Origin of the sequence: Suttonella sp. R2A3 (assembly GCF_021513215.1) — a bacterium.
Classification (GTDB): domain Bacteria; phylum Pseudomonadota; class Gammaproteobacteria; order Cardiobacteriales; family Cardiobacteriaceae; genus JAHUUI01.
Map to the genome: position 1 here is coordinate 583629 of NZ_CP090975.1, position 21291 is coordinate 604919.

Sequence of the window (21291 nt, forward strand, 5' to 3'; positions counted from 1 at the left end):
GTTTTCACAACTCGCTTAAAACCACTGGATTATCCTTAACCGCTTTAGCGATTGCTGACTCGAGAAAATAACGAGTACTGACTCCAAAATCAATAAAGGGCGGAATCATCCGCCCTTTTTGTTGGGTGACACATTACTGTATGGCTTCTGCCTTACTTAATCCTTCGATGATTTCATCAGGGAATACCGACTTAGGCAGGATTGGTAAGGTGCGTGCTTCTTCACTCACTTCCCCACTCAAGGTTTCCAAGAACGCCACCATATTAGCAATATCCGCTTCAGGTAATTCTTTACCTAACTGCGCCATCGCCATGATTTGCACCGCATTATCTAACGAACTCACGCTGCCATCATGGAAATAAGGATAGGTGTGGGCAACGTTACGCAAGGTTGGTACACGGAAAATAAATTTATCGCTTTCAGCTTGGGTGACTTCAAAACGGCCACTATCTTGTTGTTCTGATCCGGTAAATTGCCAGTACGGCCCTTTAACCAAACCAAATTTCTGGAATTGATCGCCGCCTAAGTTGACCCCTCGGTGACAAGCGACACAGCCATTATCAATGAAGCTTTGCATCCCAAGCAATTCTTGTTCGCTCAGCGCTTCAGCATCGCCTGCGATGAACGCATCAAAGCGTGATGGCGTCATAAGCGTGCGCTCAAACGCGCCAATGGCATGGGTCATATTCTTAAACGTCACCCCTTCATCGCCATAGACTTCGGTAAATAAATCTTGATAGCCCGGGATTTCGGCAATCCGCTGCACGGCGGTTGCTTCATCTGGTAAAGCCATCTCAACAGGATTCAGCATCGGACCGCCCGCCTGCTCTTCGACATCTTGCGCACGCCCATCCCAAAACTGCGTGGCATTAAGCGCCGCATTAAGCACGGTTGGTGAGTTCCGTCCACCAGGCTGCGCATCGACGCCTAAGCTTTTTGCGCTATTATCCACACCATAGCTGGCAAGGTTATGACACGTGTTACACGAAATATTGCCACTCAATGACAAGCGCGGATCAAAATAAAGCATTTGCCCAAGCGCAATTTCCCCATCGCGAAGCGGGTTCGCCTCATCAACTTCTGCACGATCCGGCAACGCCTGGAAAATCGTTTGCGCTTGTTTTTGTAATTCACCCACATCAAGTTCGCCAGCAACGCTTGCACCGGTCGTTATTCCCACAGCCACAGCGACTGCTAAACGCGTTATTGCATTGAGCTTTGTCATACATCACCTCATGTTGTGTTAATGTCAAAGTAAGTATATTAAATGTTTTTTATTTTATCAATGTATAATTATTATTTTTTATATTGGCGCCATAATTTATTTAAAATAATTAATTGATAATCTTTATCATTAATTATTAGCTTTACACGAATTTACGGCGTGGTTTAACCATATGATCACTTGAAGACCAATACCAGAAAAGCGAACGATTAAACTAAGTCAGGAAGGGAATCAACTAAGATAACGACGATGAGAAAGTGGGTGTTGAAGTTATAAACGCGTTGACTTGGTATTGCACCAAGCCAACGTTTTGCCTTTACTGCGCCCTATCAAACGACAGCGCTTCGCTGTGAATAACCTCTGCGACACGGCTAGGGTCATCGAGGTGAAGATGATGGCCACCAGGTAAGCGTTTGACCGTGATATTGGGTGTGATTGCGTAACGTCCGGGTAAGAATTGCCAATGTGGCATCAGCCCATCTTCAGCTTCAATCACCAACACTTCAGCGCTGATACGCTTTAAGAACGGCGCAAGCTGCGCTTCACTCATCAGCATCGGCTGCCCCATCGTCAACCTACGGTCGCTGATAAAACGAAACCCATCTTTGCTTTCATCTAAATTACGTCGCAACAATAATTCAGCGCTGCTTTCAAGCATTTCGCCAGCTTGACGCCGCGCACGAATCAAGGGTTTGAGTTGTGGATAAACCGTTTCAGAGCGTGAGCGCATCACATCGAGTTTTGGTAAGCGCTCTGCCATACGTTCCGGTAGTGGATTATTATCAGATACCAGAGGAACGCCATAACATTCAATCGCCACAAAACGCTGCACTTGCTCAGGAAAAGAGCCGGCATAAATTGTGGCGATCGCAGCCCCCAGCGAATGACAGACGAATTCAAAGGTTTGAATATCGAGTTGTTCAAGCGCCAAATAAAGATCACGCAAGTAATCAGTAAAATGATAGCCACTACGTAAAGGCCGATGATCGCTCAAGCCGTGTCCGGCGAGATCAAAAGCAATCACTCGTGTCTCTTCATCCACCAACAACGGGGCTAAGCGCGAAAAACTCATCGCATTGTCTAACCAGCCGTGCAAAGAAATGATCACACGCGCTGCATCGGGCGCACCCCACTGCAAGCCACGCATGGTCATATGCGGCATTTGTACGCGTATCGCTTGAGGTTCTATGGACATGGATTGCTGATCTCCTCATGCACAGCATCAATAGCAGCAATGGTATCGCTCGATAATTCCACTGTGGCGCTACCGATATTTTCCACCAACTGATCAATTGTGGTCGCGCCAATAATATTACTAGTGACAAAACTGCGGCTATTAACGTAGGCTAAGGCCATCTGCGCCATGCTGATGCCGGCATCTTCAGCAACCTTGGCATAACGCTCCACAGCAACTATCGCTTGCGGCTTGTTATAGCGCTGAAAGCGATCAAATAACGTTAAGCGCGCATCTGCTGGTTTTGCGCCATGACGGTATTTACCACTCAACAGACCGAAGGCCAGCGGCGAATACGCTAACAAGCTCACTTCTTCACGCAAAGAGATTTCGGCAAGCCCTATTTCATAGCTTCTATTTAACAGGCTATACGGATTTTGTACGCTGGCAATCCGCGGCAAGCCTTGCTCATCCGCCAGGCGCAAAGCATGCATCACACCCCACGGCGATTCATTCGACAGGCCAATATGACGCACTTTGCCGGCTTTAACCAGCTCATCAAGCGCGGCCAAACTCTCTTGTAAAGTAATCGCGTCTTCTTTGTCTGAGAGTTTATTGACCCCCAAACGTCCAAAAAAATTGGTCGAGCGCTCAGGCCAATGTAGCTGATAGAGATCGATATAATCTGTGCCTAAACGCTGCAAGCTTGCATTACAGGCTGCATGAATTTGCTCACGGGTAAAACGCGAACCACCACGAATATAGTTCATATCATCGCCAACACGCGTTGGGCCGGCAATTTTTGTGGCTAGCACCAAATCGCTGCGACGTCCACGTTGCGCGAGCCATGAACCAAGATATTGTTCGGTTCGGGTATAGGTTTCTGCTCGTGGCGGAACAGGATACATCTCTGCGGTATCAATCATGTTGATACCACAATTGATCGCATAATCGAGCTGTGCATGCGCTTCCTGCTCGCTATTTTGCTCACCCCAGGTCATGGTACCTAAGCAAATTTCGCTCACCTCAAGGTCGGTTTGTCCTAGCCGACGAAATTCCATAGAATAACCCTCCGTAAAAATCTTATCGCGCCGTTATATCATGCAACAGCTCAATCCACAACAACGCGAAGCCGCAACCTACCTTGGCGGCCCGCTTTTAGTCGTCGCCGGCGCCGGCAGCGGCAAAACCGGTGTGATTACCCAAAAAATCGCCTACTTAATCAACCAAGCCAACTACGATCCACGCACCATTTTCGCGGTCACTTTTACCAACAAAGCTGCACGAGAAATGCGTAGTCGTACCAGTAAATTACTCGGCAAAAGCGGACGTGGCTTACATATTTCCACCTTCCATCGCCTAGGCTTAGACCTATTACAACAAGAATACCAGGCTGCAGGATTGCGCCGTGGCTTCACGATTTTTGATGCCCGCGACAGCGCCAATCTGATTAAAGAACTGTCAAAAAATGAAGATGACGCCAACGTGCGCCACTTACAAAGCCTGATTTCGAACTATAAAAACGCACGCCTGAGCGCGCAAGATGCTCTAACGCTTGCTAAAGATGAAAACCAGCAGCTTGCCGCCCACGTTTACCAACATTATAACGAACGCTTGCGGGCCTATAACGCACTCGATTTTGATGATCTTCTCCTCCTACCGCTGAATTTACTCGAACAAAACCAGCCATTGCGCGATCGCTGGCAGGCGAAAGTGCGCTATATGCTGGTTGACGAATATCAGGATACTAACGCTTGCCAGTACGCACTGATGCGACTGTTAAGTGGTGATGGCGCAGCGTTTACCGCGGTTGGTGATGACGACCAGTCGATTTATGCCTGGCGTGGCGCCCAGCCGCAGAATATCGCCCATCTTCACGAAGACTATCCACAGCTTAAAACGATCAAACTCGAGCAAAACTACCGCTGCGATCAAAAAATCCTCTCAGCAGCGAACGCGCTAATCGCCAACAACGCGCATATTATTGAAAAACGCCTGTGGTCAACGCTCGACACTGGTGAAAAGATTCGCGTGATCTGTGGTCGCGAGGAACTCGATGAGGCAGAAACTATCGTGCGAGATCTGCATGTCGCACATATCCGCAAGCGCGCGGCGTATAAAGATTTTGCGATCCTCTATCGCAGCAATTTTCAAGCACGCCTGTTAGAAGAAAAGCTACGCGAGCTCAACATCCCTTATACCTTAAGCGGCGGCACCAGCTTCTTTGCCCATAACGAAATTCGCGATCTACTCAGCTACCTGCGCTTGATTCAAAACCCGGAAGATGATGCGGCTTTTCTGCGTGTGGTCAACGTACCTAAACGCGAAATCGGCACAACCACCATTGCCAAACTTGGGCAATACGCCGCGTTGCGTGAACAAACCTTGAGCCAAAGCGCGGGGGATCATGCACTCAAAGAGATCCTGGGCGTGAAATCGAGCCATAATCTGCAACAATTTCACGAGTGGGTTAGCGAGCTGCGTTACGCCGCTGAAAACACCCTACCCAGCGAATTACTCACCCGCATCTTAAACGACACTAACTACGAAGATCATCTGTTCGCCTTACATAAGCAACCCAATAAAGTTGAACAACGCACCAAACGCATTAGTGAATTGCAAAGCTGGCTACTCAAGCTCGAAGAAGATCCACGCTACCAGACCTTAGATGGCCTCATCCAGCACATCACTCTGCTCGATATTTTAGAGCGTCAGGAGCAGGAACAAGACGCCGTACAACTCATGACCTTACACGCTGCCAAAGGTCTGGAGTTTCCACATGTGTATATCGCGGGCGTTGAAGAAGAGTTATTGCCACATGCCAATAGCTCAGCGACACCCGAAGGGATCGAAGAAGAGCGGCGTTTGCTCTACGTTGGTATGACGCGGGCAAAAACGCATTTAGTCTTATCTTATGCGAAAAAGCGTCGCCGCGGTGGTACATGGCAAGCCAGCGAGCCTAGTCGTTTTCTCGCTGAATTACCGCAAGATGAAATAAACTGGCAAGATGGCACCGGCACACCCGCCAGTAAACCCAGCGATCAAGAACTCGATACCGCGCTTGCAGATATCCTCGCGATACTCAAACAATAATGTATATGAATGGTGATAAGCTGGCTTGAATGCACCGCTTAATCTCGCTATCCTTTAAGGAAATTTTTTCACACAGATTAAGCCATGTCACACACCCCGATTAAACACATCCGCATTGCAACACGTAAAAGTAAATTAGCGCTTTGGCAAGCCGAGCATGTGGCCGCCAAACTGCGCGCTAATGATCCTGAGTTAGAGGTCAGCCTTGTCCCGATCGTTACTCAAGGCGATAAGATTCTCGACACCCCTTTAGCACGTATCGGCGGCAAAGGGCTCTTTATTAAAGAGCTGGAAATCGCGATGGCCAATGATGAGGCAGACATTGCTGTGCACTCAATGAAAGATGTGGGTGTCACCTTTCCTGAAGGCTTTACCTTAGCAGCGATCTTATCGCGCGAAACACCCTTTGATGCGTTTGTCAGTAACGATTACGCACAATTCACCGACTTACCCCAAGGCGCAAAAGTCGGCACATGTAGTTTACGTCGCCGTATGCAAATTGCTGCTGCGCGACCAGATTTAGAGTTACTTGATTTACGTGGTAATGTGCAAACCCGACTGTCAAAGCTTGATCGTGGCGATTTTGATGCGATTGTGCTCGCCAGCGCTGGACTCATTCGTTTAGAGCTTGAAAATCGTATCCGCCATCATTTCGAACCCACCTTAAGCCTGCCGGCAATCGGCCAAGGCGCTGTAGGGATTGAATGTCGCAATGAGCCGCGTTGGATCGACTATTTAAGCGCTTTTAATGACGCTGAGACCGCGCATTGTGTCCGCACTGAACGGATTATTAACGAACGCTTACAAGGAAGCTGCCAAGTGCCAATTGCTGCTTATGCACGTCTGCTTGATGGTCAGTTATTATTTGATGCACGCATAGGGATGCCCGATGGGCGTGAGATGATTGAATATCACACCAGCGGTTCGATGGAGGATAGCGAAGCGATGGCGCATCGTGCGGCCGATTATCTGATTGAACAGGGTGCTCTGGATATCTTAGCCCGCCTGCAAGAAGATGCTCACTAATCAGGCATTAAGCGGCATCCATTTAATTCATAGCCGCAACGATGCCCATTGGAACACTTTTCAACACAAGCTCAAAGGTAGTGGCGCCACGCTGAGCCACTTTCCTTTGCTCGCTTTTCAATCAATACCGCTTAGCGACAAAGCGCTCGCTTATTGTGCAGCAAGTGACGCGCTGCTCTATACCAGCGCGAACGCACAGGCTTTTTTTCACCAACAATATAGTCCAGGGATTAAGCAACTGTTAGTCGCTATTGGGCACCCAACTGCGAGTGCGTTACGCGCTGAACTACCTGATCACAAACTACTCATCACACCAGAGCCCTTCCACAGCGAAACCTTACTGGAATTATGGCAGCCAAGCGATCAACACATTGCCATCATTGCCGCACCTAATGGCCGGCAACTACTCTATAACTCCCTTAAAACACAAAACCAGGTGCAAATCATCTCGCCCTATCGGCGAATCAACCCACAAACAGCCCCTTCACCACTACCCTGGCAGAAAGATCAACAAAATGTGTTGTTAATCACCAGTCAACAGGCTGGTGAACATCTCATGGAAATTACCCCGCGGGAGCAGCATAAGCTGTTACAATATGAACTTTGCGTCGCGGCAATTAGTGCGCGTGTAGCAAAAAACCTTGAGCAACACGGCTTTCGCAACATCATCTGCTCCCCCACCGCTGATGAAGACAGTTTGTTGAACAGTGTGGCATCATGGTGGGCAAAGCAACACTAGGAACTTTGGAGAACGTTTATGAGCGACAAGAAGAACCCCTCAAATCAGCAAAATAAAGCTAATCAACGCCAACCCGAGACAAAAAAGCCCGATGTGAAGGCTACTGCAGAAACTAAAAAGCCCGAAGTAAATACAACTCAAGGTAACAAACCGACCACGAGCGGCACGGCACAAGCGAATAAAGCCGACAACAAACCACAAACAGGTTTGAATAAAGGTGCAGATCCTAAAGTGGCTCCAAGTCAAAAACCAGCAGCGCAAACACCTAAGCCAGATCCTAAAGTAACAAGCAGCAAACCTGCAGCCACACAGACACCAAATAAAGCGCAAAGTGCACAAAAAAGCCCAGCGACTTCAACTGACAGCATGTCGTCTAAAGCAAATACCCCACCACCAGCTTCGCGCACAAACCATAAAGCAAACAGTGGTTCGGGTAAGGGTAATATCTTGCCGTTGGTTATTTCCTTAGTCGCCTTAGGGGTTGGCGGTTACGGGGTATATCTCGGCATGAACCAGCCAGCTGATCCGAATATTGCTGAATTAAAGCAAAGCGTGCAGAGTTTAAACGAGGCGCAAAGCCAGCAAGTAAGCGCCGATGAGATTGAAAGCTTGAAAAAAGACATTCAACAAATTCAAGAGCAACAAGTCAGCGACCAACAGATTCAATCACTAATCGATCAAAGCATTAAATCCGCAGGCGATGAGCAACAAAAAGCGTTCTCAGCACAACTCGCTGAACAAAGCGCTGCTGCATCACAGCCAACGGGCTTAAGCAAACAAGATGTGCAAACGATGATCAAATCCGCGTTAAGCAGCGCTGGTGGTGATGCACCAAAAGTGGATTTGAGCGAAGAAATGGCACAAATTGAATCGTATAAACAAGAGATTGCCCAGCTTGCTGAGCAAACACAAAACACAATTGGCAGCCAGTTAAAGCAAGCACAAACGCAAATCAGCGAAAACAAAGCCCAACCACTGGTTTATCCGCTGATCAACAACTTGAGTTTAGCCAATATCGCCTCTGATAGCCGCCAGTACGATACGGCCGCACGCTATTTACAGCAAGCTGAAGAAAGCTTTAGCTCGCTACATTTAGACCAGCCTCCATATGCCAACTTCGCTGGCAAAATTAGTGAGATGGCAGCCCAATACGACCAGCTTGCCGCTTCAGAGAATCCATCGACTAAAGTGGCTGGATTAATTGCTGGCATCGATGAATGGCCATTTAAAACGCCAGAGAGTGAAAACTTACTCGCTAGCAATGAACAAGCGGCAACTGATGATTGGTCAGCCAAACTTAAGTCCGTTGGCAACGATATCCTTACCAGCACCGTAAGCATCACCAATAACGATGCCGCCGGCTTGGACTGGGTGAGCAAAAACCCAGCGTTACAGCAAATCGTTCGTGAAAATGTTCGCTTAGATCTCAGCATGGCGCGCAACCTGCTCGCCACCGGTGAGTTTGATGCGTATCAAAGCCTCGCTGAAACATTAAGCACACAGATTGAGCGCTATTTCGACACCAATAATGAGGCTGTCAGTGGTGCGTTACAAACGCTAAGCGATGCCGGACAAGCACAAGCGAGCGAGACTCCAGATATCGCCAGCTTAATCAGCGAACTCCAACAAGCGAAATAAATCAGGAGGTTATAATGATTCGTTTTATTCTTGCCCTGATTGTTTTAGTCATTTGCGGCGCGATTGGTTATTTTATTAAAACCTTTCCTGCGATGGTAAACATTCGCTTGCCTGAGCACACCTTGAGCACTAACTTAATCATTTGGTGCATCGTTTCGTTAATTGCCGCATGGATTATCATGCTGCTGTTTAAGTTTTTTGTCTTTTTGTGGCGCTCCCCTCAAATCTTTAGCCGTAACGCGAAAACACGTAAACGTCATAAAGCGAATAAACTGCTGCGTAACGGCATGAGCGAACTGCTTGCCGGACACTACAAAAAAGCTGAAAAGCATTTGGTTAAAGGCGCAGATTTAGCCGAAGAAGTGGGCGAGTCGAGTGTGATTTATTTTGAAAATGCGGCGATTGCTGCCGATAAATTACAGGCCAATGCACGCCGCGATCAATATTTGATCAAAGCGCGTCAGGAAGCGGGGCAACAGCATACCGCGCTGACCCGTCTTTCTGAAGCCGAGCTACACGCCAGCCACGGCGATTTCGACAAAGCACTACCGCTTTTGGAAAAACTACACCAGCAGGAATCTAAAAACGCGAAGATTATCGGTCTATTAGACGAAGCCTATGTTGCACAAGAGCAATGGCAGAACGCTTGGTCACTGTTACCTAAGCTCAGGCCTTATCTTCCTGTTGCCGAGTATGAAGCGCGTAGAAAAACCTATGCGAAAGGTATGTTGGCCGATACAGATGCTATTGAGAGCGTTGCAGAGCTTAACAGCGCCTGGCGCAAACTTCCGGCAGAAATTCGTCGTGACGATGAGATGATTATGCTCTACGCCGGCTCATTAATTGAAAATGGGCACAGCGAAGAAGCCGAACGCATCCTGGCTAATGAAATTAAGAATTCACAAGACCTTAAACTCATTCAAGCCTACAGTCAGCTCAGCAGCGCAGATGCGCACCGTCAGTTAGCTAACATGGAAAACTGGTCAACCCATCATCCAAACGACGCGACTTTCTTACACGCTTTAGCGCGTGTTGCTTATCGTGCGAAAGACTACGACAAAGCGAGCCAAGCGATTGAAGCATCGATTTCTCGCCAGCCAGTACCAGAAGCCTTTGCTTTATGGGCGCTCATTCTTGAAGCGAAAAATGAGCCACAAGCAGCACTGGCTGCTTATCGACAAAGCGTTGTTGCCCTGCCGGGCGGCGAACAAAGCATCGAAGGCGACTTGTTGCCTGTGATGGATGAAAACAAAGCGCTGCCTTCAAGTTAGCGCCCTTACCGCTGGATAACCATGAATTTCATTTTTTCGCCTATTCAGCGGTTCTTACGCAACCCTTCCTTGGTTGGGCTGGTGCTTTTTATCATCAGCCTGGCTTTGGTCTTTTACTTTTTAGGCAGCTGGCTACTGCCGGTGATGATTGCCATCGTGGTGGCTTATTTACTCGAAGGGTTAATCCATAAGCTCGAACGCTTTGGTATCCGGCGGATGATGGCTGTGTCGCTGGTTTTCCTCGCCTTCAGTATCTTTATCACCTATATCGCGATTGCCCTATTACCAACGGTCATCCATCAGGCGAAAACGCTGGTGTCTAACCTACCCTCGTATTTTGTGATTGGTCAGCAAAAGTTAATGATGCTGCCCGAATATTTTCCGAATTTATTTAAAGATACAGACATTCATCCGATCATTACCGCGATCAACCGAGAGCTCTCAAACTTTAGTACTAATTTCTTTAGCCAGAAACTGTTCGCCTCATTGCTCACGATGATCACTATATTGATTTATATCATCTTAATCCCTATTTTGGTGTTTTTCTTCCTTAAGGATAAGAACACTATTTTAAACTGGCTAGGCCGTTTTTTACCGCCAAACAAACAGATTATTCAAGAAATCTGGCAAGAAATGGACCAGCAAATCGGTAACTATATCCGCGGCAAGTTTATTGAAATTCTTATTATCTGGGTGCTGTGTTTCATCCCATTCCAGCTCTTTGGCTTAGAGTACAGCTTGCTATTGAGTTTAATGGTTGGGCTGTCGGTGCTCATTCCGTATATCGGCGCGAGCGTGGTGACGGTTCCGATTGTCGTAGTCGCTTATGTCCAGTTTGGAGTGAATAGCGATTTTTGGTGGATTTGTGCGATCTATTTTGCCATTCAAATTTTGGATGGGAACGTGATCGTCCCACTGATTTTCTCCGAAGCGGTCAATATTCATCCGGTGGCGATCATTATCGCTGTCTTGGTATTTGGTGGCCTGTGGGGTTTTTGGGGCATCTTTTTTGCCATTCCACTGGCAACACTCGTCAAAGCGATTATGGAAGCCTGGCGACGCTACGCCAAACGCGACCATAATCTTGCTGCAGAATAACCATGTTGAGTTACCGCCACGGCTTTCATGCCGGCAACCACGCTGATATCCTCAAGCATTTTGTCCTCTACCAAGCGCTCGAGCATTACCTTCAAAAAGATAAGCCGTTTATTTATGCTGACACCCACGCTGGCGCCGGCTTGTATGATTTACACGCCACCTTCGCCACACAAAATCAGGAATACGACAGCGGCATCACCCGACTGCGCAACGCCGAGAACCTGCCCCCTAAGCTCAACGCCTTTCTGAAAGCGATTGATGATTGCACCAGTAATCAGCAGTTCTACCCAGGCTCACCGTTACTGGCAGCCAGCCTGCTGCGACGCCAAGACTACCTGCGTTTGTTTGAGCTTCATCCAAGTGATTATACCGACTTAGATCGCCTAATTAAGAAGGGGGCGATGGCAAAACGCGCTAGCATTGAACAACGCGATGGTTTAAAAGGCGCGCTCGCCTATTTACCGCCACCGAACCGACGGGCATTGGTGCTGATGGATCCTTCTTATGAAGTGAAAAGCGATTACCAGGCGATCCCTAAAGCGATTGCTGCCATGCATCAACGATGCCGTGAGGCATGCATTATGCTGTGGTATCCGCTCCTAAACCGTGATGAACTCCCTAAAATGCTCGATGCAGTTAAAACCTGCGCCCCTGATGCTTATTTACGAGCCGAACTGCGCGTCTTAGCGGCCTCTCAGCCAGGGATGACCGGCAGCGGTATGTTGGTGATTAACCCACCTTACCGACTTTCAGAAGCGCTCACAGCCACCCTGCCTGAGCTCACCACCCTACTCAGTCAAGATCCAGCACACAGCTCATGGCTGTTACGCCCATAAAAAAACCGCTAGCGAACTAGCGGTTTCATTACGTTATGTGATCGTTTTAGAGCGCTTTATAACTTATAACTTGCCACTTCTACCGGCATACCACTTTTCTCGCGCACTACCGCTTGGATCACATCATCCGCCACATGATAGTTACTACCCTGTGTTTTCTCAGCAACAATCTTACGCGCCTGCGCTAGCGCTTCTTCAGGGGATATACCGTATTCTTCTAAAGGCTCGTGGTATTCCAAATACACGCTACCACCGTAGAACCCGACTTTCATCGGCTGGTTAATGATATTCACGTTGGTGCCGTGATTGGTCATCGAAAAGAGCTCTTCAATCGCCTCAGGATATAAACGGATACAGCCGTGTGATACACGCATCCCGACACCCCACGGCTTATTCGTGCCGTGCAATAAATAGCTTGGGTTACTCAGACGCATCGCAAATAATCCTAATGGATTATTAGGCCCTGCCGGCACCACTGCTGGTAGTGGATCACCTTTTGCCGCATGCTCTGCGCGGATAGAGGCTGGCGGTGTCCAGGTTGGATTAGCACGTTTTTCTGTGATTTTCTGCACACCTAACGGCGTTTGCCAATCTTCACGACCGATCCCGACCGCATATACGTGAACCACGTTCTTACCCGGCGGATAATAATACAAACGCATTTCCGGCAGGTTGAGGACAATCCCTTCACGTGGCGCATCAGGCAAGATGTAACGAGAAGGGATCAGCACTTGTCGCCCTTCACCCGGATACCACACATCTACCCCAGGATTCGCACGCTCCATCGCTTCAAAACCGACGCCAAATTCACGGCCAATGGCTGGTAGCGTATCCTCATCTTTCGCCTCAACGACACGCACTTTACCGACCACATTGATATCATTGGGTGGTAACGGCACTTCTTCAGCTTGTGCTGCAAATGCCAAACATGCCATGACACTGGTCAATGTCCATTTTTGCCACTTATTCATTGTCTAACCCCAACCGCAAAAAAACGACCATTATAACGGTGAAGCAGTAGCTTTTATAGCATCACGCCATAGCTAAACAAGATTTCATGTCAGATTTAACCCATCTAACAGCGTGCGTAAATGCGTTAGAGACAAGCCGGCACGTTCCATTTGTTCTGGCGTACTACCTGACCCCAGCGGCTCATCAGGTAATCCACGAACAACCACCGGCAGACGCACCTGGGTGTTAATCCAGGCTGCCAAATCATGACCAATCCCGCCCATCTGTACGCCACTCTCCACGATCAACACCCGATCGTGTGCTTTAACCAGCTGAGATAAACACGCTCGATCAAAGGGTTTGATGAAGCGTAAATTGACTAAAGTTGCGTCTTTTTCTTGCGCTAATGGCATGAGCGTCGCCAGCAGTTCACCAACCGCGATGATTAACCAACCGTGACCTCGTCGACACACCACCGCTCGTCCGTACTCAATCGGCTCATGACACGCTGGTTCATTTGGTAAATCGCGTGGATAGCGCAACAATACCGGTCCAGATTGCTCTTGCGCCCAATCGAGCATCATCGTGAGTTCACGAGCTGTGGCAGGAGCGGCCACACAAAGATTGGGTAGCGCTTTACTCATCACCATATCATAAGCACCAATATGCGTATCACCATCGCCACCAACCGCGCCTGCGCGGTCAACACATAACGTAACCGGAAGGTTTTGCAAGGCAATATCGTGTACCAGCTGATCATAGCCACGCTGCAAGAACGTCGCGTAGATGGCGATAATCGGTTTTTGTCCGGCTGCTGCTAACCCAGCGGCAAAACTCAACGCGTGTTGCTCAGCAATCCCGACATCATGCACCCGTTCAGGGAAGTGTTTTAGCGCAGTGCTTAATCCAGAGCCCAACATCATTGCCGGGGTAATCATATGGATGCGCGAATCTTGCGCCATTCGCTCAATCAGCCATGAGGACAACACTGACGCCGCAGATGTTGTATTAGATTGTTTTACGGTATTCGCCGGCCGGCCATGCCAGGCTACAGGATCGGTTTCTGCTTCGATCAACCCTTTGCCTTTTTGGGTACGCACATGCCATAAAATCGGCTTGGTGATAGGCAACAGTGCGCGCAGCCGGCTAACTAACGCAGCAATATCATGACCATCATCGATACCGACATAATCCCAACCGAGCGAACGTGCGTAGGCTTCAAGATTTCCAAAGCGCTTCAGCGCGCCGACATTATCGTCAATCGAATAGCCATTGTCGTTAACTATCGCGAGCACGCCCCACCCTTTATCACCGATATGATTAAGCGCTTCAAAAGTCATCCCGCAGGTCAGCGAACCATCGCCCATCAGCGCGATACTGCTTTGTCCAGCTGCCGCAAATCCTGCTGCTGCAGAGAGCGCATTACCGGCATGCCCGCCTGCAAACGCGTCATAGGCTGACTCACTGCGTAGCGGAAATGGCGCTGCACCATCGGGTGCACGTACGCGTTGCATCTCCTGCCAACGGCCGGTTAATAGTTTGTGTGCGTACGCTTGATGTCCGACATCAAAACATACCGACGCATTTGGTGTATCCAACACATAATGCAGCGTGACTACCAGTTCCACAGCACCTAACGATGAGGCAAGATGCCCACCTTGCTTCGCGCAGATAGTAATAATTTCTTCGCGCAGAGTCTCACACACAGCAGGTAGCGCTGCGATGGGCTGTTTACGTAAGGTGTCTAGCTCGATCAACGGTAGCGCTTACCTTCGCGCTCGGCGAGATGCAGGACAAAACGATCCATCCAGCGTGTGGGCAATAGACGACGCAGTATCGCCATAATCCAAGTGGCTTTGGTGACGTAATAGCGCGGTTTCGGGCGCTTCGCTTCCAGTGCATGGATTAATTTATCGACCACCGCATCAGGCTCTAGGGTAAATGGCTCCGGTTTATCGCTTTCCAAGCGCTGAATCATATTCACATAGTGCATTTTGTGCAGGCTGTGTGAGGCATCGATCCAGTGTTGGAATTCTTTAAATGCGTTGTCGCGAAACTCGGTACGAATCGGGCCGGGCTCAATCAAGCTGACATAAACGCCACTGCCCGATAATTCCAAGCGCAAGGCATCACTTAGCCCTTCTAAGGCAAATTTCATCGAGCAATACGCGCCACGATAGCGCATCGCCGCCAAGCCAAGCACCGAGCTATTCTGGACAATACGGCCAGAGCCTTGCAGGCGCATTAACGGCAGCACGCGACGGGTGAGATCATGCCAACCTAGTAAACCATTATCGAGTTGATAGGCGAGCGCACTGCGCGATAAATCTTCTACCGCACCGGGAATGGCAAATGCGCCGTTATTAAACAGCGCATCGAGCCGCCCATCGGTATATTTCATCGTCCAATCCAGCGCCATAGTAATCGAATCTGGCGAAGCTAGATCAAGCTGAACAGCGGCAAGCCCTTCGCTTTTCAAGCGCTCAACGTCTGCCGCATCGCGCGCACTGGCAATCACTGTCCAACCGCGCTCATGTAAAGTGTGCGCTGCTCGGTAGCCAATCCCGCTCGAGCAACCGGTGATTAAAATACTGCGTGGTGTGTCACTCATCGCGCCACCTTTTGTGTTTCTTCCCATTGTGCCCGTCTTGCTAATGCTTTTTGCGCGGCTTGATCATCTGGTGGTAAGCCTTGATCAAAAGCAGCCCAACCTTGCGTGTGTTGGCGCACCAGAGCACTCAATAAATCAATGTGCGCTGGGTCTTCATTTAAGCAGGGAATGTAATCATAGCGTTTGCCGCCGTTTTCTAAAAAGAGATTACGGTTGCCTATCGCCATTTCTTCCAAGGTTTCCAAACAATCGGCGCTGAAGCCCGGACAGATCACACTCACACTCTCAATCCCTTGCGCTGGCAAGGCGGCAATTGTTTTATCGGCATAAGGCTGCAGCCACTCTTCACGACCAAAGCGCGATTGAAACACCAGTTGGTAGTCGTTTTCTGCAAGGCCCAACGCCTCAACCACCAAACGTGTGGTTTTATGACATTGGCAAAAATACGGATCGCCTTCGAGCAAATAGCGCTTAGGTACGCCATGAAACGAAAACAACAGCTTTTGCGGTTGACCGTATTCATCAAAATGGCGCTGGATTGAATCAGCGAGTGCGTTGATATACAGCGGATGATCATGCCAACTGCGCACAAAGCGTAATTCTGGAACATTGCGCTGCTTTTCAAGCGCCATAGCAACTCCGTCAAACACACTCGCAGTAGTCGCATCGGCGTATTGTGGATACATCGGCACCACTAACACTCGCTCAACGCCTTGTTTGGCTAAAGCGGTCATTTTTTTATCAATCGACGGCTGACCATAGCGCATCGCATAATCAACCACCACATGATCTAAGCCTTGCGCAACAAAACGTTCTTCTAAAGCAGCGACTTGTCGTTCGCTAATCACAATCAAGGGCGCGCCTTCATCCCACCAAATTTGCTCATAAGCCTGTGCGGATTTTTTTGGCCGAGTATTGAGCACAATACCATATAGTATCGGCAACCATTGCCAACGCGGTAAATCAATCACCCGTGGATCAGAAAGAAACTCGCGCAAATACGGACGCAACGCCTGCTTTGTCGGTGCTTCCGGTGAGCCCAGGTTGATTAACAATACAGCGGTTTTCCCCGCTAGCGCCTCATGATTCATGCTTTATACATTCTCTTTTAACATTAAACGCTATTGTCGCTGAAAACCGAACAAATCACCACCACGATAAGGGAATTGCAACCATCCGTGTTAGATGAGTAGGCTAAAACCGCTCGTTAACAAAGCCGTGAAAAAGCATTCAAGACTATTTTTCTTCAAGCAAATATTCATAGCGGGCATCGGTCAGCGTTTTCATAAACGCCACTAAGGCATCAATTTTACGCTCAGTGAGTTTTTGTGCGCGCAAATCGTCTAAATCAATCGTCCCGGGGACTTCTGCCTCACGCCAAGGCTCACCTGTTTCAGGGTTAATGGTGCGCTCGGTATTGTTATACTTGTCGTAAAATTCAACGACTGTGCGTAAGTCTTTGAATACGCCGTTATGCATATACGGCCCGGTTATCGCCACGTTACGCAAGGTCGGCGTTTTGATTTTGCCATCGTACGTCGCATCATCGACTGCTGGATTCTCCAGTAAGCCATGATCAATATATGCCTCTCCTAACTCTGCGGCAGCAATGATGTTCGGATTCGACGGCACACCAATATTGCGGTATTGATGGTTGGTGAATGGTTCTTGTGCTGCATCTTCGCGCTTGAGCATATGACACGTTGAGCAATTGACATTCGCTTCCGAGAAAAACAGCGTGCGCCCTAAATCTTCTAGCACCGTAAGCTCATACTCACCACGCAAAAACCGGTCGTATTTACTGTCATACGGCGAAAATAATTCGGTCTGCTCAAAAGCTTGGATCGCCTGTGTCATCGCCTGATAAGCAGTATCCGGGTCGTTGAGCACCGCTTCTCCATAGAGCGCTGGGAACGCTTCTTTATAGACAGCATTAGCGTTTAAGCGTTCAAAAACCGTTGCGGTATCGGGCATGCCCATTTCGGCTGGATTGAGCGGTGGACCAGCAGCTTGATCGGCTAAGGTTGCCGCGCGCCCATCCCAAAATTGACCACCAACGTATTCCCCAAGCGCTTCATCATAATGAAAGGCCGGAGATGTATTGGCATAGGCAGCGGTTGGTGCGTTCCGGTTTCCAAATGAATGACCATCATCTCCTAGAGAAGCAATCCCTAAGGCTGCTGTTTCGCGCCCATCGGTGAACGCGCGTGCAGGGTCGTGACAGGTGCTACATGATTGGCTGCGATTGAGCGACAGGTTGGCGTCAAAAAACAGTAGTTGTCCAAGATCGGCTTCAGTGAGTTCGTCGCCAAAACTTAACTGAATAGAACTTATGGCCAGTGCGATGATGATTGCTTGTTTCATAGTCATTTTTCCTCAAAGAACGATAAATGAGTCGCCCACTCTCCTTAATAGGATATATTATCATTTTTATTATTGTATTGTATTTTTTAAATTGCCCTCGCCCCAAACCGATTTGCAGGTTTTTTTCTACTTCGTGATTACATTTCAAGCTGCCAAAGAGCCAGTCCCAAACCGCTAAATAACCGCCATAATTATGATGCATATGTTTGGTGGCATGATGAATTTGATGTTGTGCGGGAGAAATAAAAATATGCTCCAGCCATCGCCCATAACTCAGGCGCACCGGTGAATGGCGTAAATTTGCGCCCAGTGCAGAAAAAATAACAATAGTAATGTTGACCCCAAAGACAGTATAGAGGTTAAAGCGCGCACCAAATAACGCCATAAAAACCCCAGTGACCAACCCTGCACTGAAGGCATATCGCAGGCCAAACAAAATATTCTCTACCGGGTGAACGCGATAAAAGCTCAGAGGATTCAACACTTCCGGTGAATGGTGAACCTTGTGAAAAGACCATAAAAAGCGATTGCTGTGTAGCCAACGGTGCAGCCAATAACGCGTAAAATCGCTGACCAAAAATAATGATACGGTGTATGCGATCACCAACCATTCATAACGAATCGGCCGATAAATGGGCTCCAAGAACTGCGAGGAAAGCTGATAAGTGGCCATAGCGACTACCTGTGCTGAGAGCATTAACGGCGCAATCACTAACGCTTTAATCGCCCAGATAACAAAGAAATAGCCCACGTCCAAACGCGTATCACGGTGGGTTAGCCAACGTTTAATCGCTGAAATTTGCGGCAGTTTTCGGTATTGAATGAAACTAAGCATCAGCGCTAATAATACAGAGGTTACTAAATACCCCCAGTACAAACGCTCGCTTGGATCATTCAGATACCACGCCATCATCAATCCCCATCAGCATCCAATATTTTCGCCACCACATCAAGCGATTTCACCAAATGTTGGTAGTAATCGGTTTGTAGCGCACTCATCGCGTCAAATAGCGCTTGTGCATTCTCTGGCGTCAAATCTTCGCCAACCTCCATGACCTCAGCAGCAGCAATCGCGGTCAACAAATCGCCTTGTGCTAAGGCAATCGCTTCATCAGCGCCATGATTATAGGCAATTGTTGCTAAATTCGGTTGTGCGTCCTCACCAATCATTTGCTGATGCGTGGCCAAAATCGCGCGGATCGCTGGCAGCGACTGACCGCTTAAGCGATATTCCGCACGTGCAGGATCAGGGGAACCACCATATTTACGCGATAAGCCTGCCGGATCCCCTACCCGCCATTCGCGTGTTTTATACACACTTTCAACCAGCGCATTAAGCAGGAGCGCGGTAGATTTATCCGGATTATTCATATAATCACCTTGCGCGTCATCAAGCACTTGCGCAATATCACCAAAACGACGACAGAGATTATCCGTGGCCACTTGGGCAAACGCTAACTGACGTGGGCTTTTCGCCTCTTGATAAAGCAAATACTCCAGTGCACCGATCGTTTTGTAGGCATTTTTGAATAACGCCGTTTTCGGCTCACTGTCGCCATCAAGCGCGCGCGCTAACGATTGATTAATATCCTCGTTGCCCATATGGAACATATCGATATAGGTGGGAAAATCAATCGCCGCCACATCGATGCTGCCGAGCATATAGGTTGCTTCTACCTGCTTCCAAGCCACCACCAGCTCGCTAAAAGCGGTTTCATAGGGCAAACCTTCTATGCCACCACCAAGGGCTTCTTGCAAACTGCTGCAAGCACCAATTGCTTGTGCAGCATTGGTTTTAAGCACTTGATCATAGATGCCCGCGAGCGCCTCATCATCGCTATAAGATTCAGCGTGGATTAATGAAGAACACACTAAGGTAAGGGCAAGCAAAATCGGTTTCATAAAGCCTCCAAAAAGCTGAGAATCTGTTGTCGCTGCGCGGCAGGTAAGGCACTAAAGCGATCACGTACCGCCTCTGCTTCACCACCATGCCATAAAATAGCCGCCAACGGTGTGGCTGCGCGTGCATCATGTAAAAAACGCTCACCAGCCCGTATTCGATAACCCATACCCCACAATGGGGTTGTACGCCATTCAAACGTATCAGCATCAAATTCTGGTCGCCCATCGGCTAAATTCACGCCCATATCATGAAGTAAGAAATCACTATACGGGGCAAACTCAAGCCCTTCACGGGTGCGTTGGAGTGGGCTATGACAGGTCGCGCAACCTATCTCTGTGAATAACGTCTTTCCTGATTGCGCTTCTTCACTGAGCGATACAGGGCGTGGCGCCTTAAACGATCGGACATAAGCCACAATCGCTTGTAAGCGCATTTCTGGTAAATCAAAATCACCCAGTGGACTTGGTCGACCTCTTGGTGCTGCTAAACATTCAGTTTGTGACTGTGTGCACAATTCTTCAGGGAACAAGGGGTTGGTTAAGCCCATATCGTGCGCTGCCGCATCCGCAGTTTGTTGTAAAACGGTGGGTTGACCTGCTTTCCAACCATATTTACCGACACGTGAGCTATCACTCACTATGTCATGCACCCAATTCACCCGCCCAGAGATGCCATCACCATCGCTATCTTCAGGGTCAGCAGCCTCTAGCAAATCTTGCGGGTCAATCTTGGCAATCAAGCCCATGCCGGTTAAAGGTAGCGCCTGGCGTAGAGCAAATTGACTCTTAGGATGTAGGTCGCCATATTGTTGATTACTCAAATACGGCACAAATACCTCTAGCGTTTCTTCTGTACCATCCGGAAAGCTAAAGATGCGCTCAACCCGCTCTAAATGGGTATTTGCTTCATGGGGCACAGCACCCGTGCCATTAATCGAAATTTGCCGGCCATAAGACGGATCTGCAATGTTGATCTCATCAGCGCGACGCGCTCCATGTAACTCAGGTTGCGCTAACTTAAACACCAGTGCACGCAATGGCTCACCCTTATCATTAATCGCCATCCCACCGCTGTTATTTTGATGACAACTGGCGCAGGTATTGGCGCTAAATAGTGGCCCTAATCCATCTCGCGCGGTCGTCGCACTAGGCGCCACCACCCACGGGATTGAGAAAAATGAGCGTCCTAAAATAAATTGATCGAGCGTCGCATCATCGAGTGACTCTAATCGTTGTGCCATCGGTCGCTCACTGCTCGTATCGCTAAACCACTCATCAGGGGAAGCGACTACCCATGAACATAACCCCAAAGCCCCTAATATCAATACGCGACGGTAATCCATCATCACTGCCTTTTTATTAT

General features: G+C 48.7%; 18 protein-coding genes. 7 read left to right on the top strand and 11 right to left on the bottom strand.

Going from position 1 to position 21291, the window contains the following annotated elements; genetic code table 11:
• Positions 1–133 precede the first annotated feature (133 nt).
• From L0B52_RS02780 to L0B52_RS02790, 3 genes are all read right to left on the bottom strand, one after another.
• Entirely contained in the window at positions 134–1225 is a 1092-nt protein-coding gene (locus L0B52_RS02780; RefSeq protein ID WP_235065018.1) for a cytochrome-c peroxidase, read from the bottom strand.
• A gap of 316 nt (positions 1226–1541) precedes the next feature.
• Positions 1542–2420: an alpha/beta fold hydrolase gene (locus L0B52_RS02785; RefSeq protein WP_235065019.1), complete on the bottom strand. Its 879-nt coding sequence runs from the start codon at positions 2418–2420 to the stop codon at positions 1542–1544.
• Positions 2411–3460: an NADP(H)-dependent aldo-keto reductase gene (locus L0B52_RS02790; protein WP_235065020.1), complete on the bottom strand. Its 1050-nt coding sequence runs from the start codon at positions 3458–3460 to the stop codon at positions 2411–2413. Before L0B52_RS02790 ends, L0B52_RS02785 begins: the two co-directional genes overlap by 10 nt.
• Positions 3461–3500: 40 nt before the next feature.
• On the opposite strand from L0B52_RS02790, the gene L0B52_RS02795 reads away from it, so the two are divergent.
• The 7 genes from L0B52_RS02795 (at position 3501) to L0B52_RS02825 (ending at position 12100) form a co-directional block, all read left to right on the top strand.
• Positions 3501–5492, top strand: coding sequence for a UvrD-helicase domain-containing protein (locus L0B52_RS02795; protein ID WP_235065021.1), 1992 nt, complete (start codon positions 3501–3503; stop codon positions 5490–5492).
• A gap of 84 nt (positions 5493–5576) precedes the next feature.
• Entirely contained in the window at positions 5577–6518 is a 942-nt protein-coding gene (gene hemC / locus L0B52_RS02800) for a hydroxymethylbilane synthase (RefSeq protein ID WP_235065022.1), read from the top strand.
• Entirely contained in the window at positions 6508–7257 is a 750-nt protein-coding gene (locus tag L0B52_RS02805; protein ID WP_235065023.1) for a uroporphyrinogen-III synthase, read from the top strand. The genes hemC and L0B52_RS02805 overlap by 11 nt, the downstream gene beginning before the upstream one ends.
• 18 nt (positions 7258–7275) lie before the next feature.
• A complete protein-coding gene (locus tag L0B52_RS02810; protein WP_235065024.1) occupies positions 7276–8895 on the top strand; it encodes a uroporphyrinogen-III C-methyltransferase in 1620 nt (539 codons plus the stop codon).
• Between the two features lie 14 nt (positions 8896–8909).
• A complete protein-coding gene (locus L0B52_RS02815) occupies positions 8910–10166 on the top strand; it encodes a heme biosynthesis HemY N-terminal domain-containing protein (RefSeq protein ID WP_235065025.1) in 1257 nt (418 codons plus the stop codon).
• A 21-nt stretch (positions 10167–10187) separates the two neighbouring features.
• Complete coding sequence (locus tag L0B52_RS02820) at positions 10188–11264, top strand: AI-2E family transporter (RefSeq protein ID WP_235065026.1); 1077 nt, start codon at positions 10188–10190, stop codon at positions 11262–11264.
• 2 nt (positions 11265–11266) lie between these two features.
• On the top strand, positions 11267–12100 hold the full coding sequence (locus L0B52_RS02825; RefSeq protein ID WP_235065027.1) for a 23S rRNA (adenine(2030)-N(6))-methyltransferase RlmJ: 834 nt from the start codon (positions 11267–11269) through the stop codon (positions 12098–12100).
• Between the two features lie 56 nt (positions 12101–12156).
• Here the strand turns inward: L0B52_RS02825 and L0B52_RS02830 are convergent, their stop codons facing one another.
• From L0B52_RS02830 to L0B52_RS02865, 8 genes are all read right to left on the bottom strand, one after another.
• Positions 12157–13071, bottom strand: coding sequence for a L,D-transpeptidase family protein (locus L0B52_RS02830; protein WP_235065028.1), 915 nt, complete (start codon positions 13069–13071; stop codon positions 12157–12159).
• 84 nt (positions 13072–13155) lie between these two features.
• Positions 13156–14808: a 1-deoxy-D-xylulose-5-phosphate synthase gene (locus tag L0B52_RS02835; protein ID WP_235065029.1), complete on the bottom strand. Its 1653-nt coding sequence runs from the start codon at positions 14806–14808 to the stop codon at positions 13156–13158.
• Complete coding sequence (locus L0B52_RS02840) at positions 14805–15662, bottom strand: SDR family NAD(P)-dependent oxidoreductase (RefSeq protein WP_235065030.1); 858 nt, start codon at positions 15660–15662, stop codon at positions 14805–14807. The genes L0B52_RS02835 and L0B52_RS02840 overlap by 4 nt, the downstream gene beginning before the upstream one ends.
• The gene (gene hemH, locus L0B52_RS02845) at positions 15659–16753 is read right to left on the bottom strand and encodes a ferrochelatase (protein WP_235065031.1); all 1095 of its coding nucleotides are present in this window, start codon (positions 16751–16753) and stop codon (positions 15659–15661) included. Before hemH ends, L0B52_RS02840 begins: the two co-directional genes overlap by 4 nt.
• A 145-nt stretch (positions 16754–16898) precedes the next feature.
• Entirely contained in the window at positions 16899–18026 is a 1128-nt protein-coding gene (locus tag L0B52_RS02850; protein ID WP_235065032.1) for a cytochrome-c peroxidase, read from the bottom strand.
• Positions 17956–18939, bottom strand: coding sequence for a sterol desaturase family protein (locus L0B52_RS02855; protein WP_235065033.1), 984 nt, complete (start codon positions 18937–18939; stop codon positions 17956–17958). The genes L0B52_RS02850 and L0B52_RS02855 overlap by 71 nt, the downstream gene beginning before the upstream one ends.
• Positions 18939–19928, bottom strand: coding sequence for an imelysin family protein (locus L0B52_RS02860; protein ID WP_235065034.1), 990 nt, complete (start codon positions 19926–19928; stop codon positions 18939–18941). The genes L0B52_RS02855 and L0B52_RS02860 overlap by 1 nt, the downstream gene beginning before the upstream one ends.
• The gene (locus L0B52_RS02865; RefSeq protein ID WP_235065035.1) at positions 19925–21274 is read right to left on the bottom strand and encodes a di-heme oxidoredictase family protein; all 1350 of its coding nucleotides are present in this window, start codon (positions 21272–21274) and stop codon (positions 19925–19927) included. Before L0B52_RS02865 ends, L0B52_RS02860 begins: the two co-directional genes overlap by 4 nt.
• Between the last annotated feature and the right edge of the window lie 17 nt (positions 21275–21291).

What these genes read in the sequence shown, in the direction of transcription:
- L0B52_RS02780 (WP_235065018.1), bottom strand. Translation starts at nt 1,225, where the DNA reads ATGACAAAGCTCAATGCAATAACGCGTTTAGCAGTCGCTGTGGCTGTG.
- L0B52_RS02785 (WP_235065019.1), bottom strand. Translation starts at nt 2,420, where the DNA reads ATGTCCATAGAACCTCAAGCGATACGCGTACAAATGCCGCATATGACC.
- L0B52_RS02790 (WP_235065020.1), bottom strand. Translation starts at nt 3,460, where the DNA reads ATGGAATTTCGTCGGCTAGGACAAACCGACCTTGAGGTGAGCGAAATT.
- L0B52_RS02795 (WP_235065021.1), top strand. Translation starts at nt 3,501, where the DNA reads ATGCAACAGCTCAATCCACAACAACGCGAAGCCGCAACCTACCTTGGC.
- hemC (WP_235065022.1), top strand. Translation starts at nt 5,577, where the DNA reads ATGTCACACACCCCGATTAAACACATCCGCATTGCAACACGTAAAAGT.
- L0B52_RS02805 (WP_235065023.1), top strand. Translation starts at nt 6,508, where the DNA reads ATGCTCACTAATCAGGCATTAAGCGGCATCCATTTAATTCATAGCCGC.
- L0B52_RS02810 (WP_235065024.1), top strand. Translation starts at nt 7,276, where the DNA reads ATGAGCGACAAGAAGAACCCCTCAAATCAGCAAAATAAAGCTAATCAA.
- L0B52_RS02815 (WP_235065025.1), top strand. Translation starts at nt 8,910, where the DNA reads ATGATTCGTTTTATTCTTGCCCTGATTGTTTTAGTCATTTGCGGCGCG.
- L0B52_RS02820 (WP_235065026.1), top strand. Translation starts at nt 10,188, where the DNA reads ATGAATTTCATTTTTTCGCCTATTCAGCGGTTCTTACGCAACCCTTCC.
- L0B52_RS02825 (WP_235065027.1), top strand. Translation starts at nt 11,267, where the DNA reads ATGTTGAGTTACCGCCACGGCTTTCATGCCGGCAACCACGCTGATATC.
- L0B52_RS02830 (WP_235065028.1), bottom strand. Translation starts at nt 13,071, where the DNA reads ATGAATAAGTGGCAAAAATGGACATTGACCAGTGTCATGGCATGTTTG.
- L0B52_RS02840 (WP_235065030.1), bottom strand. Translation starts at nt 15,662, where the DNA reads ATGAGTGACACACCACGCAGTATTTTAATCACCGGTTGCTCGAGCGGG.
- hemH (WP_235065031.1), bottom strand. Translation starts at nt 16,753, where the DNA reads ATGAATCATGAGGCGCTAGCGGGGAAAACCGCTGTATTGTTAATCAAC.
- L0B52_RS02850 (WP_235065032.1), bottom strand. Translation starts at nt 18,026, where the DNA reads ATGAAACAAGCAATCATCATCGCACTGGCCATAAGTTCTATTCAGTTA.
- L0B52_RS02855 (WP_235065033.1), bottom strand. Translation starts at nt 18,939, where the DNA reads ATGATGGCGTGGTATCTGAATGATCCAAGCGAGCGTTTGTACTGGGGG.
- L0B52_RS02860 (WP_235065034.1), bottom strand. Translation starts at nt 19,928, where the DNA reads ATGAAACCGATTTTGCTTGCCCTTACCTTAGTGTGTTCTTCATTAATC.
- L0B52_RS02865 (WP_235065035.1), bottom strand. Translation starts at nt 21,274, where the DNA reads ATGATGGATTACCGTCGCGTATTGATATTAGGGGCTTTGGGGTTATGT.